The organism is Bacillus glycinifermentans (genome assembly GCF_001042475.2).
Lineage (GTDB): Bacteria > Bacillota > Bacilli > Bacillales > Bacillaceae > Bacillus > Bacillus glycinifermentans.
The window spans coordinates 41,501-54,151 of sequence record NZ_LECW02000005.1; the positions used below are offsets into that span (position 1 = coordinate 41,501).

Here is a 12,651-nt window from a genome sequence, read left to right on the forward strand (position 1 = left end):
TTATAAGCTTTCCGTCCGATATTGTTTTTCAAGCACAAAGCGCTCATTATACCGGAAGCTTTTTTCCCATTTTGAAACAACGATGCAGGCGACAGCATGCCCCGGGACGTTAACGCCTGTTCGCGCCATGTCCATGACGCGGTCTACGCCCGCGATAATCGCCACTCCTTCAGCGGGAAGGCCGACTGCGTTGGCGGTGGCCAGAAGGACGACGAGCGAGCCCGATGGCACGGCGGCGATCCCTTTGCTTGTCATCACAAGCACGAGCATCATGAGCAATTGCTGCGAAATGCTCATGTCTATATTAAATGCCTGCGCCAAAAAGATACAGGCGACCGATAAATACAGACTGGAGCCGTCGCAATTCAGCGATAAGCCTGAAGGAACCACGAAGGAAACGACCCGTTTCGGACAGCCGTATTTCTCCATGCGATCCATCAGCTGCGGCAGCACCGTTTCCGTGCTCGTCGTAGAAAACGCGATCAAAAACAAATCCCAAATCATTTTCAGGACTTCGAAATATTTAATTTTAAAAATAAGACCGACGAGCGGAAATAAAACAAAAAGAATGAGAAACAGTCCGAGAAAAACAGTGCCGACCAATTTTAACATAGGAAGCAGGAGCTCGATGCCGTATTGGCCGACAGATGCGGCCATAAGGGCAAGCACGCCGATAGGGGCTGTGACCATTACCATCTGCGTCAGTTTGAACATGATATTGGCAACAGACTCAAAAAATTTCATGACAGGTTCTGAGGCTTTGCCGATCCCGGCAGCTGCGACGCCGAACAATATCGCAAAGAAGATCACGGCAAGCAAATCGTTTCTGGCCATAACGTCAACGATATTGGTAGGAATAATATCGAGGATCATTTGTTTAAGATCGACTACTTTTTCCGTGTATCCTGAGAGCTCGCCGATATCTTTTTTGGCCAAATGGGAGAGGTCAAGGCCGATGCCGGGCTTTAGCACATTGGCCAACAGCAGCCCGAGTCCGAGCACGATGGTCGTGATCACTTCAAACCAAATAATCGTCTTGATGCCAAGGCTGCCCATTTTTTTCATGCTTCCGCTTCCGGCCGCTCCGATGACGATTGTAGAAAAAACGATCGGAACGACGATCATTTTGATCAAGCGGATAAATCCGTCTCCGATGGGGCGCAGCGCCATTCCGAAATCAGGGAAAAAGTGTCCGATCACTGCTCCAATGGCGAGTGCGATCAAAATTTGATAAGCGATAAATTTTTTCAAGCGAATCCCTCCGTATTTTTACGTGTGATTTCAACAATTTCGTGACAAAGAGCTAAACCACCTCCATTTTTTTGATATTTTTTTGGAAAATTCCGAAATAAAAAGTGTTTCATATTTTATTTTGATATCGCTTACATTATGTTTAAATGAAAAAAATCCTCCAAACGGAGGATCTTCAGCCTATCACTTTTGAACCGCTTCTTTCTTCTCGATCGCAATGATAAACGGCGGATCGTTTCGCTGGTTCAAATATTCGTAGCAGAGAACCCGGGCAGTATCCTGGTCAAGCGATGCGCAAAATTCGAGCAGGGCGTCCTTTTCCCGCTTTCCTTCAGGATGGCCGTGGTAGACGACCAGCACGATCAGTCCTTCATCTTTCAGGATGTTGAGCAGCTGCTTGATGCTGGCGATGGTCGACTCGCTTTTTGTCGTCACCGATTTGTCTCCTCCCGGAAGATACCCGAGGTTAAACACGGCTGCCGACACCTTGCCTGAGACGTCGTCAGGAAGCGAAGAGATGAGCTCATCATGGCTTTTTTGAATCAATGTTACCCGGTCTTGATATTCGTTTCCAAGCCTTTCGGCCGTGTTCAAAAGAGCCGCTTCCTGAATGTCAAAGGCATAGACGTGACCGCTCTCTCCGACCAGCCCGGCCAAAAAGAATGTGTCATGACCGTTTCCCATTGTCGCATCAATGACGATGTCGCCTTCCCCGGCGGCAGTTTTCAGCAGTTCTTTTGCATATGGAAGGATTTTCTTCAGCTTCATGACAGGGCTTCCTCTTTCGTTTTTTTGTACCATTTTCCTTGATAGCTGCCGCGCTTTTCAAGCTCGCCGTTAATGGCGTTTAATACTTCCCATTTGTTGACGCTCCACATCGGTCCGACCATTAATTCGATGGGGCCGTCTCCCGTAATTCTGTGGATGATCATTTCAGGAGGCAAAATTTCAAGCTGGTCACAGACGAGCTTGACATACTCATCCTGGGAAAGAAACGCCAGCTTGCCTTTTTCATACTGCTTCACCATCGGCGTTCCCTTTAACAGGTGAAGCAAGTGGATTTTGATTCCCTGTACGTCTAAATCGGCAACGGCTTTTGCCGTCTCCATCATCATATCGTAGTCCTCCAGCGGCAGACCGTTAATGATATGGGAACAGACCCTGATGCCGTGTTTTCTCAGCTTGTTTACGCCTTCGACATAACATTCGTAATCATGGGCCCGATTAATTAAAGCGGCTGTCCGTTCATGAACGGTCTGCAGACCGAGCTCCACCCAAAGGTATGTCCGTTCATTCAGCTCGGCAAGGTATTCGACGACATCATCGGGCAGACAGTCAGGGCGCGTCGCGATCGAAAGTCCGACAACCCCGTCAAGACCGAGGACGGTTTCATACTTTTCACGGAGAACGTCAACAGGTGCGTGCGTATTCGTGAAAGCCTGGAAATAGGCCATATATTTGCCGTCTTTCCATTTCTCATGCATTCTGTCCCGGATTTCGTGAAATTGGGTGATGAGATCGTCTGCGCGATTTCCCGCAAAGTCGCCGCTTCCGGCCGCACTGCAAAACGTGCATCCCCCGTGTGCGACCGTGCCGTCGCGGTTCGGACAGTCAAACCCGCCGTCAAGGGCAACCTTAAAGACCTTGTGTCCGAAATGATTTCTTAAGTGATAATTCCATGTATGATATCGTTTTTCGCTGTTCGTATACGGAAAAGGGTTGTTCTGATACAAATCAGGCTCCTCCTTGTAGTAGATGGCATCCTAAAATTGTAGCAAATAATGCGGACGAGAACAAATCCATTTCTCCATTATTTTCTTTATTGATCATGAGCGGATAGGGCAAAACTAAACGCGATGGAATTTTCCATTAAGGAGGGGTTTTCTTTGGCTACAAGACAATCCGTCGGAGAACACATCCAAAGAAGCGATGATGCTTACGATTATGCTTTGACTCAATTTGAAACTGCGAGCAAGCAGGAACATTACAATGAGACAGAGTACAGCAATGCGCAGCTGATGCTTGAAAATGCAGTCAACGATTTAAATAAGCTCTCACTGTTTGCCAATGCGCAGCAAAGGGAGGAAATTTACCGCAAAAGGCTTCAGCTGCAAGCCCTTCAAAATAATATGATTCTCGAGAGATCGTATGAAAGGCCCTTTTAAAGGGTCTTTTTTTTGGAAAAATTGTTGACAAATCGCTTGTGTGTAATTATTGTATTAGGTGTACTACATCGAGTGATACAATTCATACACGAGTGGAAAGGAGCTTTCTTTCATGAGTGATAAACATAAAAAAGCAAAGAAGCCAATGGTTGTACTGGCGTTTATTATCGCCTGTTCTTTCTTGTTTGCTCTTGCAACGCTTGGTTTTATGCTTCAGGAAAATATGGGGATCGCGTTTTTTCTGAAGATTTAAAGATGCCCCATTAATTGAAGAGATTGAATGAGAAAGAAGGGAGACAGATGATCCAAATCGATCCAAGAAGCTCGACTCCAATTTATGAGCAGATTATTCAGCAGATGAAAGAGCTTTGCTTAAAAGGAATAATGAAACCAGGAGATAAGCTTCCTTCTGTCCGAGAGCTTGCGACGATCATCATTGCAAATCCGAATACGGTAAGCAAAGCCTATAAAGAACTTGAGCGCGAAGGGATTATCGAAACGTTGCGGGGAAGAGGGACATACATTTCAGAAAACGCGAAAGTCACGCTTGATGAAGGGAAGATCACGATGATGAAAGAGCAGTTAAAACAGCTGATCATCGATGCACACTACGCCGGAATCGACATTCAGAAGCTATATGAATGGATCGCGGAAATCAGTGAAGAGGTGAAAGGAGGCGCGGCAGATGATTGAGTTAAAGCATGTATCAAAAACGATCGATGGAAAAGAAGTGCTCAAAGACGTTTCTTTAAAGCTTGAAGAAGGAGAGATTTTCGGACTGCTCGGCAGAAACGGCTCGGGAAAAACGACGCTTCTTCGCCTCATTCAGCAGATTCTTCTTCCAGACGAGGGAGACATTTTATTCGACAGCATTAGAATCAAGGACCATCCGTTGGTGAAGCGAAACATCGTGTACATGCCGGTGCAAAATCCTTTTTTTGAGAAATACAGCTACAAACAGCTCGTTGCGATTTTGCGCGGCATATATCCGGACTTTGATGTTACATATGCAAACGAGTTAATGAACCGCTACGGGATTTCTGAAACTAAAAAATACCGGGAATTGTCGACAGGATTGAAAAAGCAAATGTCGCTCATTTTGTCATTTGCCATCCGCCCGGCGGTCATTTTGCTCGATGAGCCGACAGAAGGCATCGATGCGGTCACAAGGCATGACGTCCTTCAGCTGATGGTCGATGAAGTGGCCGAACACAATACGACCATTCTGATCACATCCCACAGGCTCGAAGATATAGAGCGGATGTGCAACCGGATCGGCTTTCTCGAAGACAATACGCTGTCAAACGTCATGGACCTTGACGATCTGAAAGAAGACTTTATCAAAATTCAAATGGCGTTTGAAGAAGACGTCAATGTGAAGATCAGGGAGAGAGACATACCTGTTTTAGACCATACAGGCGTGTTTTATACAGTGCTCATTCCGAAAGGAGACGATGTGAGCAGGCAGTTCCTCAAAAGCTTGTCGCCTAAGGTGTGGAACGAGCTTCCTGTCAGCCTTGAGGAAGTATTCATCGCGAAGTTTGGAGGGAAGCGAAGATGGTAGACCGCGGATTGCTTTATAAAGAGTGGAAGCAGCATCAAGCTTTGTTGTTGGCGATTTTTTTTCTTTTGTTTTTAAGCACTCCTCTTTCAATTATAAGCGAATATTTTTCCTATCAGGGATGTTTGAATAATGACAATTGGAATCCTAGAGATTGCGAATTTTATCTGAATTATGAAACCGGCGGTTCGCTTCAATTTTTCTGGGCACCCGGCGTTCTTTTGGCCGTAGCCCAGCTGGGAATTGCGCGAAGCAAAGGGCTGCTGGATTTTACGTTAAGCCTGCCGTATTCAAGAGGTCGGGTGTTTAATACGAAATTTTGGATGGGAAGCACTATGATAGTAGGCGCCCAGCTGCTAGGCTACCTGTTGTCGAAACTGTTGATCATCTTTCTCAAACCAGGCAGTGTCGAGTTTTTCGACCACTTTATGATCGGTTCAATGATCATCAGTTTTATGGCGTATGCCCTGGTCATGGCTGCGGGAGCGCTAACAGGAAATATATTTGCCCAGCTTTTAACGTCTTTTACGGTAACGATTCTGCCTTTTTTAATTTTGGTGTTGCCGGCTTTAAATCTCAGGGTCATTATAGGCAGGGATCTCTTTTGGGATAGGTTGCCTATTGTTGATTCTACAATTTTTCAATATATGATCCCGATTATTTATGTCAATCCAGTGTGGGTCATGAAATCAAAGTATATTTTGCTGATTCCGGCTGCTATGAGCATTGTGTTTTATGGTATCGGATATATCAGCTTTGTGAAACATGCGAGTGAGCGAAGCGGCAGCTTTTTCTTATGGAAACAGCTTGATCGGCCCATTCAAGTATTTGTTATTATCGCCGGTATTCTGTCATTTGGATATTTTGGCTATGGCGCCAGCGAGTCAATGATAGGATATGTGTTCGGCATGATCCTGGGCGCGGTAATCGGTTTTTTCATCAGCTACTTTGCCATTTATAAAAAAATGAAGCATTTATAAAGGAGAGAGAAAATGATCGACATTCAGCACATTCACCATTCATTCAAAATTGGAAAAAAAGGAAGGGAAAACGAAATCAAAGTATTGAAGGACGTCTCGCTTACCGTCCAAAAAGGAGAAATCGCCTGTATCGTCGGGCGGAGCGGTTCAGGGAAATCGACGCTGTTAAACCTGATTTCCGGCTATATTGGGCCGACAGAAGGAAAGATCATGATCGGCGGTACGGATGTGACGGGATTCAGCGAAAAAGAGTGGGCGGAGTTTCGCCTTGAACATTTCGGTTTTATCTTTCAAAGCTTTCAGCTGATTCCGAGTCTGACGACGTTTGAAAACGTTGAGCTGCCCCTTACATTAAAAGGCGTTCGTCCGGCGGAGCGCAAGCAAAGGGTGAATGACATGCTGCGCCGCGTCGGCCTTGAAAACCATGCAGGCCATTATCCGAACGAGCTTTCCGGAGGACAGCAGCAGCGCGTCAGCATCGCGCGGGCGCTGATTTTAAACCCGTCGATCATTTTGGCGGACGAGCCGACGGGAAGCCTTGATTCCGAAACAGAGCAGGAAATCCTCGGATTCATCAAGCAGCTGAACAGAGAAAGAGGCATCACGTTCATTATTATTACCCACGATGACGAGGTGGCGTCGATCGCAGATACGAAATTCCGTTTATTTGACGGGGTGTTGGAGAAAGGGGAAGAGACCGTTGAAGTTTAAGGACCAGCTGAAATTCATCAGAAGAAACATGAAGAAAAACCGCCTCAGGGTGTTTATGACAATATTGGCGACAACGGTGGCCTGCGCGTTTTTAATCGTGCTCGCCTCCGTCGGCTTCGGGCTGCAAAAGTCGATGACCGAGCAGCTGATGAAAGATCAGATTGTCACGAAAATCGATGTCGCAGGAAAAGAAGGGCAAGGCGACAAGCCTGTTCAAAAGAAAGACTTAAAAGACTTTGAGAAACGCGGCGATGTAGCAGCCGTTATTGAACGTACAAGAGTGATGGCGCCTGTAGAAGCCAAATTTGGCAATCGGACCAATGAGCAAATCGGTTATTTGATGCTTACCGATATGGCGGCAGAGCAAAAAGCGAACATCAAACTGGACCGCGGACGCGTGGCGAAATCGCCGAATGAAATCGTCGTCGGCTATCATTTCGGCAAGATGCTGTGGACGAAAAAAGAAGCGAAAGAATATCAAAAGCAGCAAGAAAACAATCCAGATGACATAAAAGAACCTAAAGGATATGAAAAAGATATTCTCGGCAAGACGATAGAATTAAAGATTGAGAAGGTAGATGAAAAGACAGGAGAAAAAAGCAAGGAAAAAACGTATGACTTTAAGGTTGTCGGGGTAATGGAAAAGCCTTCTTACGATTGGGTGAGCGATTCCAGCGTCTATGTCAGCAATGACATGCAGAAAGGGATTACCGATTTTCTGAAAGCGGATAAAGACAGCGGTGATATAGAAAAAGAACTGACAGTCTATGCGGACAACTTTGAACATGTCGATCAGCTCACGAAAGATATGGAAGACAAAGGCTTCTTCGTCGATTCTGTCACGAAAAAGCTGGACAGCGTCAACCTGCTTTTTATGGCTTTTAAAATCGGACTGATTTTCGTCGGGGTAATCGCCGTATTGATTTCTGCGATCGGCATTTTCAACACGATGACAATGGCCGTCACGGAGCGGACCCAGGAGATCGGAATTATGAAAGCGATCGGTGCGAGTCCGAACGTCATCCGCAAAATGTTTTTAATGGAAAGCGCCTATATCGGCTTCATCGGATCTGTATTCGGCGTTATCATCTCATACGGTGTCAGCTTCCTGGTGAACAAGCTTCTCCCCGTGATTTTGTCATCGGTTTCCCAAGGCGAAGGGAGCGCACAGGATTTCAGCATCACGTTCTCCTATATTCCGGTGAGCCTTGTCATCATTGCGACTGTCATCAGTATGGGGGTTGCGATTCTGTCAGGATTGAATCCGGCCGTCAAAGCGACGAGAACGAACGTGCTGACTGCGTTAAGAAGAGAATTATAGAAAGAAAGCCGGCAGCGCGCCGGCTTTTTTAACGTTTTGGCGGTCTGTATCCCGCGTCTTGTGCTTCCTGTTCAGAACAAAACCATTGGACGACGTTTTTCGTGCGGTCATAGTATGTACTTCCAGGCGTATGATAAATTTTGTTGACGCTTCCCTTAATGTTGCACTCCTGACTGTGCTCTGCGGTCTTTTTGGAAGAGCCTGAGCTTTTATTCTGCCCGGCTGAAGCAGCTTCTGTTTGCTTATCTGCCTGGGCCTGCTTCGTTTTTGCGCTGTTTTTTTGGACGCCTGCCAGTTTTTTCTCTGCTGATTTCTTATCTTTCGCGAGCTTGTCCTTTTCTTTGAGCAGGTTCTCATTTTCTTTTTTTAACGTTTCGTTCTCTGTTTTTACGGATGCCAATGTTTCATTCGTTTCTTGAATCCGCTCTTTTAATGATTTGATTTCGTTTGAAAGAGACGTTTTCTCAGACGTCAATTCTTTGATTTGAGCCGTCTGTTCTTTCGTTTCGTTTTCCCCGGCGTATGTTTTCTGATCCGTATAAGGTGATGTCGCAGCGCAAAGGAGAAAACCGCCTATCAGAAAGGGATAAAAGATTTTTTTGGAGAATCGTTTGTCAGGCGAAAAGAACTTTTTTCTGATCAAATGAAAAACAGCATAGCCGAGCGAAAAAGTGAAGAATAAAAATCCGATTGCATAGAAAAATTCCATTTTTGGGTCTCCTTTCTTCTGATATTCATATTTTAACTCATTATGAAAAAAATGTTTAGGTTGAAAAAGTTCTTGCAAATCTCAATATTCATACGTAAAATGAAGGGAATCAAATATGTAACTTATGAAGAGAGATGGAGGGACTGGCCCTGTGAAATCTCAGCAACCTGCATATGCAAGGTGCTAAATCCAGCAGAATGTCAGACGCATTCTGAAAGATAAGTGATCAACTCTTTCAGGCGGACTGGAAGAGTTTTTTTATGTTGAGGAGGAGATTGGAATGAAGAAATGGACAAAATTGTGGGGAACAATTGCATTGGCGGGAATACTCGCACTTCTTGCCGCATGCGGAAACAGCGCGGCAAACGGAGGCAAGACGATTAAAATCGGTGCAACCGCAGGCCCTTATTACGATATGGTCACAAAGGCGATTAAGCCTGAGCTTGAGAAAAACGGCTATCAAGTGGATGTCGTTCAATTTACAGACTATGTGCAGCCGAATACGGCATTGACGGAAGGCGAGCTTGACGCCAATCTGTTTCAGCATGAAGTCTTTATGAAGGCTTACAATAAGGAAAACGATAAAGATCTCGCCGCTCTGATTTCGGTGCCGACCGCACCGATGGGTTTGTACTCATCCAAGTATCAATCTCTGAAAGATGTCAAGGCGGGGGCCCAAGTAGCTATACCGAATGATCCGGCTAACGCCGCCAGGGCATTTTTAACGCTAAAGGATCAAGGGTTGATCAAGCTGAAGGACGGCATCGACACATTGAAGGCTTCTGAACGCGACATCACGGACAATCCGAAAAAGCTGACGTTTAAGCAGCTCGAATCCGCCAACCTGCCAAGGGCGGTTGAAGACCTTGACATCGCCGCCGTACCGGGCAATTTCGCCCTGTCTGCAAACATGAAATTGCAGGATGCCCTTGCGCTTGAAAACATGCCTGACCGCTACCGCAACCAAATCGTTGTCGACGGGAAAAACAAAGATAAACAATTCGCCAAAGATTTAAAAGAAGCGGTCAAATCGGAGGCTTTCGAAAAAACGATTGACAAAGAATTTGCCGGGTTCGGAAAGCCGAAATGGATGACCGAATAGCGGCATGCGACCATACGGCTTGCAACGGCACGGGAGATGCCGCTGTGCTGCTTCGAACCTCAGACAGTCTCAGGGAGCCGGCATCTTGCCGGCTTTTTTTCGTTCTCGCGCTTTCTGTTACATTGGAAAACTTTTTTCAGGAGGGCTGGAGAACCGCCGAAAAACAGGTTGTATATAAAACGAAATGCGAAATCGCCGATAGAAAGCAGGAAAGCTAAAATTCCGATAATATGTAACCGGTGAAAAACGAAGAAGAGACCGGTCCTCCGAATCTGCGAACTTTTTCCGGTAGCTTTTTTATGATAGGAGGCGTTTCACGTGATAAAATTTTCAATCTTAACAGGCGTGCTTGGGATGGCAGGAGTGATTACGCTCATCATTTCATGTGCAAACGGAACAGAAAGCGGCAGCCGGACGATTAAAATCGGTTCTGCTGAAGAACAGTATTTTGATATTCAGCCCGCAAAAACGGCTCGTTTTGCGGCGTTCTTTCAGCCGAATCGCGAGGAAAAGCCTTACGCCGGTCAGTTTCAAAACGGGGTGTTTGCGGAACTTCAAAATAAGAAACATGACAAAAAACCCGGCTGCTATATGAGAGAACCGGGTTCGCCAATGGACGTAAGAAACGGAGCTGAACGTCCGCCGTCATTCGAACAGCTTGGAACCGTAAAACCTCCGCGGAACGGGAGCGGGGCTGAGCCGGACAGGATAAAACTGAACGATGGTCCGGGACCTGAAAACAAGCCCCGCCCCCTTTAAGTAAAATATTTTTCCGAATATTATAAAAAATACCCTTTCTAAAAAGGGATTTTTTTATGAAGAAAAACCGAATTCCCTCCATTGAAAAAAATGGCCAAAACGAATAGAATCTAGAAGGAACGAAAATCAGAAAGAAGGAAAATACAATGCCGCGTACGTTATGGATGCTGATCATCGGGATGTTTATCAATGTAACGGGGTCTTCTTTTTTGTGGCCTTTGAATACCATCTATATTCACGACCATTTAGGGAAATCGTTAACCGCAGCCGGGTTTGTACTGATGCTCAACTCCGGCGCCAATGTCATCGGAAATTTATGCGGCGGTTATTTGTTTGATAAAATCGGCGGATTCAAATCTGTCATTATCGGAATCGTGATCACGTTTGCCAGCCTTTCCGCCCTCGTGTTTTTTCATGGCTGGACGGCTTATATCCTCTTGTTGACAGCTGTCGGATTCGGGTCGGGTGTTGTGTTCCCTGCGTGCTATGCAATGGCCGGAGCGGTTTGGCCCGAGGGTGGCAGAAAGGCTTTTAATGCCGTGTATGTAGCGCAAAATGCCGGAGTCGCTGTCGGTTCCGCGCTTGGGGGAGTCGTTGCATCATTTTCATTCGCTTATGTCTTTTTTGCGAATGCGATGCTTTATGCCGTTTTTTTCGCGATTGCATGTTTTGGATTCAGACATATTCGCACAGAACGTGCAGTACAGTCATCCGTTGTGGATCATGCTGCCGGCGCAAGCGGAAAATCAAGATTTTCGGCCCTCATGCTCGTATGTACGGGCTATCTTCTCGGCTGGGTCGCTTATTCCCAATGGTCTTCAACGATCGCTTCACATACGCAGGATCTCGGCATATCGCTCGGGCAGTACAGTCTGCTATGGACGGTCAACGGTGCGCTCATCGTTCTGGGCCAGCCGCTTACCGGAATGTTTGTCCACCGGTTTGCCAATTCGCTGAAAAAACAAATCGTGAGCGGATTCATCATTTTTATGTTTGCTTACGGCATGCTGTTTGCCGCTGAATCTTTCCGGGTTTTCCTCGGCGCGATGATCGTGCTGACGCTCGGGGAAATGCTCGTCTGGCCGGCTGTTCCGACGATCGCAAACCGCCTCGCACCGCGGGGGAAAGAAGGGTTTTACCAAGGTTTCGTCAACAGCATGGCGACAGGAGGAAGAATGATCGGGCCGCTGTTCGGCGGAATGATCGTTGATTTTTTCAGCATGCAGGCATTATTGGCTGTTCTGCTCGTTTTGTTGATGATCAGCATAGGAACAACATTTTTATACGCTCGAAAAGAAAAGCAGCTCTCTGTTTAATATAGAAAAAATAGGTAATTGTGATTATGTGAAAATGAATCGAAGGAATCAAGATTATTACCTAATTCTTCACATATAATGGAAGAAACAAGCTTTTTTTTCTCAGAGACAGAACACATTTTCTGTAGTAGTATCGAATATCATCGCGAAGGGTTCTAGGGGGGCTGCTCGATGGCCTGAAGTCGCTTGACGAATCTAAGGGCTTTAGGAAGGTGATGAAGATGCTGCATCAAGTTTTTGTTGCTTGTTTGATTGGAGGGATTATGGGGGTTCTCGGGCACATTAAAAAAAGAGGACGGCTCGAGAAACCGAGAACGACGAAACGATTTATTTACCTCGGTTTTTTTGAAGATATTCTTGTCGGTATGGTTGCCTCTATTTTGCTTGTTTTATCTGCGGAACCTGACTCCGGAATTCAGCTCGTGGTTTTATCCATTGTTGCAGGCTACGGCGGTGAAGCTGTATTGAGAAGCTTTGACTTTGTCAGAGAACAGCAGGCAAATGTACAAAACTCCGGACGGCAAAACGATTCTCCACACGATTAAGATCCTCACTCTTACCCTTTTTTCAGCACATTCCCATTGTATACAAACCTGCTTGCACTTATGAACAGAATTCTATAAAATACAGATAAGATTACGGTTACGGCAAGAACAGTGAAGAGGAGCAGTAAGAAGCCCCATCTGTCACAGAGAGTTGACGGCTGGTGAAAGTCAATCAGGTTGGGCTTCCGAACTCGCCTCAGAGTTGCAGCAGTGATGAGCTGCTGCCGTGCA

At 46.0% G+C, this 12,651-nt stretch carries 16 protein-coding genes, 1 riboswitch and 1 other annotated feature (1 of these 18 running past the window's edge); of the genes, 12 read left to right on the forward strand and 4 right to left on the reverse strand.

The genetic code is table 11. The features are described from left to right. The 3 genes from gltP to mnmL all read right to left on the reverse strand — a co-directional run bounded on the left by gltP (nt 1) and on the right by mnmL (nt 2,984). Nucleotides 1–1,251 carry a glutamate-aspartate/proton symporter GltP gene (gltP, locus tag AB447_RS06115; protein ID WP_048355261.1) on the reverse strand — a complete coding sequence of 417 codons (1,251 nt, stop codon included), beginning with the start codon at nt 1,249–1,251 and terminating at the stop codon, nt 1–3. A gap of 183 nt (nt 1,252–1,434) precedes the next feature. After that, nucleotides 1,435–2,019 carry a tRNA 5-(aminomethyl)-2-thiouridylate-methyltransferase MnmM gene (mnmM, locus tag AB447_RS06120; RefSeq protein ID WP_048355260.1) on the reverse strand — a complete coding sequence of 195 codons (585 nt, stop codon included), beginning with the start codon at nt 2,017–2,019 and terminating at the stop codon, nt 1,435–1,437. Then, a complete protein-coding gene (gene mnmL / locus AB447_RS06125; RefSeq protein ID WP_048355259.1) occupies nt 2,016–2,984 on the reverse strand; it encodes a tRNA modification radical SAM protein MnmL/YtqA in 969 nt (322 codons plus the stop codon). The genes mnmM and mnmL overlap by 4 nt, the downstream gene beginning before the upstream one ends. Nucleotides 2,985–3,137: 153 nt before the next feature. On the opposite strand from mnmL, the gene AB447_RS06130 reads away from it, so the two are divergent. From AB447_RS06130 to AB447_RS06155, 7 genes are all read left to right on the forward strand, one after another. Beyond that, nucleotides 3,138–3,416, forward strand: a complete 279-nt coding sequence (locus AB447_RS06130) for a YtzC family protein (RefSeq protein ID WP_048355258.1) — start codon at nt 3,138–3,140, stop codon at nt 3,414–3,416. A 112-nt stretch (nt 3,417–3,528) separates the two neighbouring features. Further along, on the forward strand, nt 3,529–3,669 hold the full coding sequence (locus AB447_RS26155; RefSeq protein ID WP_172796325.1) for a hypothetical protein: 141 nt from the start codon (nt 3,529–3,531) through the stop codon (nt 3,667–3,669). 47 nt (nt 3,670–3,716) lie between these two features. Beyond that, nucleotides 3,717–4,109, forward strand: a complete 393-nt coding sequence (locus AB447_RS06135) for a GntR family transcriptional regulator (RefSeq protein ID WP_046129333.1) — start codon at nt 3,717–3,719, stop codon at nt 4,107–4,109. Continuing rightward, nucleotides 4,102–4,980, forward strand: a complete 879-nt coding sequence (locus AB447_RS06140) for an ATP-binding cassette domain-containing protein (RefSeq protein WP_057957475.1) — start codon at nt 4,102–4,104, stop codon at nt 4,978–4,980. Before AB447_RS06135 ends, AB447_RS06140 begins: the two co-directional genes overlap by 8 nt. Continuing rightward, nucleotides 4,974–5,957: a hypothetical protein gene (locus tag AB447_RS06145; protein ID WP_057957476.1), complete on the forward strand. Its 984-nt coding sequence runs from the start codon at nt 4,974–4,976 to the stop codon at nt 5,955–5,957. The genes AB447_RS06140 and AB447_RS06145 overlap by 7 nt, the downstream gene beginning before the upstream one ends. Before the next feature lie 12 nt (nt 5,958–5,969). Next, on the forward strand, nt 5,970–6,668 hold the full coding sequence (locus AB447_RS06150) for an ABC transporter ATP-binding protein (protein ID WP_048407150.1): 699 nt from the start codon (nt 5,970–5,972) through the stop codon (nt 6,666–6,668). After that, a complete protein-coding gene (locus AB447_RS06155; protein ID WP_046129329.1) occupies nt 6,658–7,989 on the forward strand; it encodes an ABC transporter permease in 1,332 nt (443 codons plus the stop codon). The genes AB447_RS06150 and AB447_RS06155 overlap by 11 nt, the downstream gene beginning before the upstream one ends. A 28-nt stretch (nt 7,990–8,017) precedes the next feature. Here the strand turns inward: AB447_RS06155 and AB447_RS06160 are convergent, their stop codons facing one another. Next, on the reverse strand, nt 8,018–8,698 hold the full coding sequence (locus AB447_RS06160; protein WP_048355257.1) for a sunset domain-containing protein: 681 nt from the start codon (nt 8,696–8,698) through the stop codon (nt 8,018–8,020). Nucleotides 8,699–8,817: 119 nt separating this feature from the next. Then, nucleotides 8,818–8,923, forward strand: a riboswitch (SAM riboswitch). Between the two features lie 55 nt (nt 8,924–8,978). On the opposite strand from AB447_RS06160, the gene AB447_RS06165 reads away from it, so the two are divergent. From AB447_RS06165 to AB447_RS06185, 5 genes are all read left to right on the forward strand, one after another. Further along, a complete protein-coding gene (locus tag AB447_RS06165; RefSeq protein ID WP_048355256.1) occupies nt 8,979–9,800 on the forward strand; it encodes a MetQ/NlpA family ABC transporter substrate-binding protein in 822 nt (273 codons plus the stop codon). Further along, complete coding sequence (locus tag AB447_RS06170; protein ID WP_048355255.1) at nt 9,785–10,018, forward strand: hypothetical protein; 234 nt, start codon at nt 9,785–9,787, stop codon at nt 10,016–10,018. Before AB447_RS06165 ends, AB447_RS06170 begins: the two co-directional genes overlap by 16 nt. Before the next feature lie 100 nt (nt 10,019–10,118). Then, nucleotides 10,119–10,559: a hypothetical protein gene (locus AB447_RS06175; protein ID WP_048355254.1), complete on the forward strand. Its 441-nt coding sequence runs from the start codon at nt 10,119–10,121 to the stop codon at nt 10,557–10,559. Between the two features lie 146 nt (nt 10,560–10,705). Then, nucleotides 10,706–11,875 (forward strand): MDR family MFS transporter, encoded by a 1,170-nt coding sequence (locus tag AB447_RS06180; RefSeq protein ID WP_048355253.1) that lies wholly within the window; start codon nt 10,706–10,708, stop codon nt 11,873–11,875. Nucleotides 11,876–12,090: 215 nt separating this feature from the next. After that, nucleotides 12,091–12,420 (forward strand): DUF4257 domain-containing protein, encoded by a 330-nt coding sequence (locus tag AB447_RS06185; protein WP_156415969.1) that lies wholly within the window; start codon nt 12,091–12,093, stop codon nt 12,418–12,420. 102 nt (nt 12,421–12,522) lie between these two features. Continuing rightward, nucleotides 12,523–12,651 (forward strand) — a binding site (T-box leader); it runs 83 nt beyond the window's last position.

Excerpts from the sequence above, each read along its gene's own strand:
- mnmM (WP_048355260.1), bottom strand. The coding sequence starts at position 2,019 with ATGAAGCTGAAGAAAATCCTTCCATATGCAAAAGAACTGCTGAAAACT.
- AB447_RS26155 (WP_172796325.1), top strand. The coding sequence starts at position 3,529 with ATGAGTGATAAACATAAAAAAGCAAAGAAGCCAATGGTTGTACTGGCG.
- AB447_RS06135 (WP_046129333.1), top strand. The coding sequence starts at position 3,717 with ATGATCCAAATCGATCCAAGAAGCTCGACTCCAATTTATGAGCAGATT.
- AB447_RS06140 (WP_057957475.1), top strand. The coding sequence starts at position 4,102 with ATGATTGAGTTAAAGCATGTATCAAAAACGATCGATGGAAAAGAAGTG.
- AB447_RS06145 (WP_057957476.1), top strand. The coding sequence starts at position 4,974 with ATGGTAGACCGCGGATTGCTTTATAAAGAGTGGAAGCAGCATCAAGCT.
- AB447_RS06150 (WP_048407150.1), top strand. The coding sequence starts at position 5,970 with ATGATCGACATTCAGCACATTCACCATTCATTCAAAATTGGAAAAAAA.
- AB447_RS06160 (WP_048355257.1), bottom strand. The coding sequence starts at position 8,698 with ATGGAATTTTTCTATGCAATCGGATTTTTATTCTTCACTTTTTCGCTC.
- AB447_RS06165 (WP_048355256.1), top strand. The coding sequence starts at position 8,979 with ATGAAGAAATGGACAAAATTGTGGGGAACAATTGCATTGGCGGGAATA.
- AB447_RS06170 (WP_048355255.1), top strand. The coding sequence starts at position 9,785 with ATGGATGACCGAATAGCGGCATGCGACCATACGGCTTGCAACGGCACG.
- AB447_RS06180 (WP_048355253.1), top strand. The coding sequence starts at position 10,706 with ATGCCGCGTACGTTATGGATGCTGATCATCGGGATGTTTATCAATGTA.
- AB447_RS06185 (WP_156415969.1), top strand. The coding sequence starts at position 12,091 with ATGAAGATGCTGCATCAAGTTTTTGTTGCTTGTTTGATTGGAGGGATT.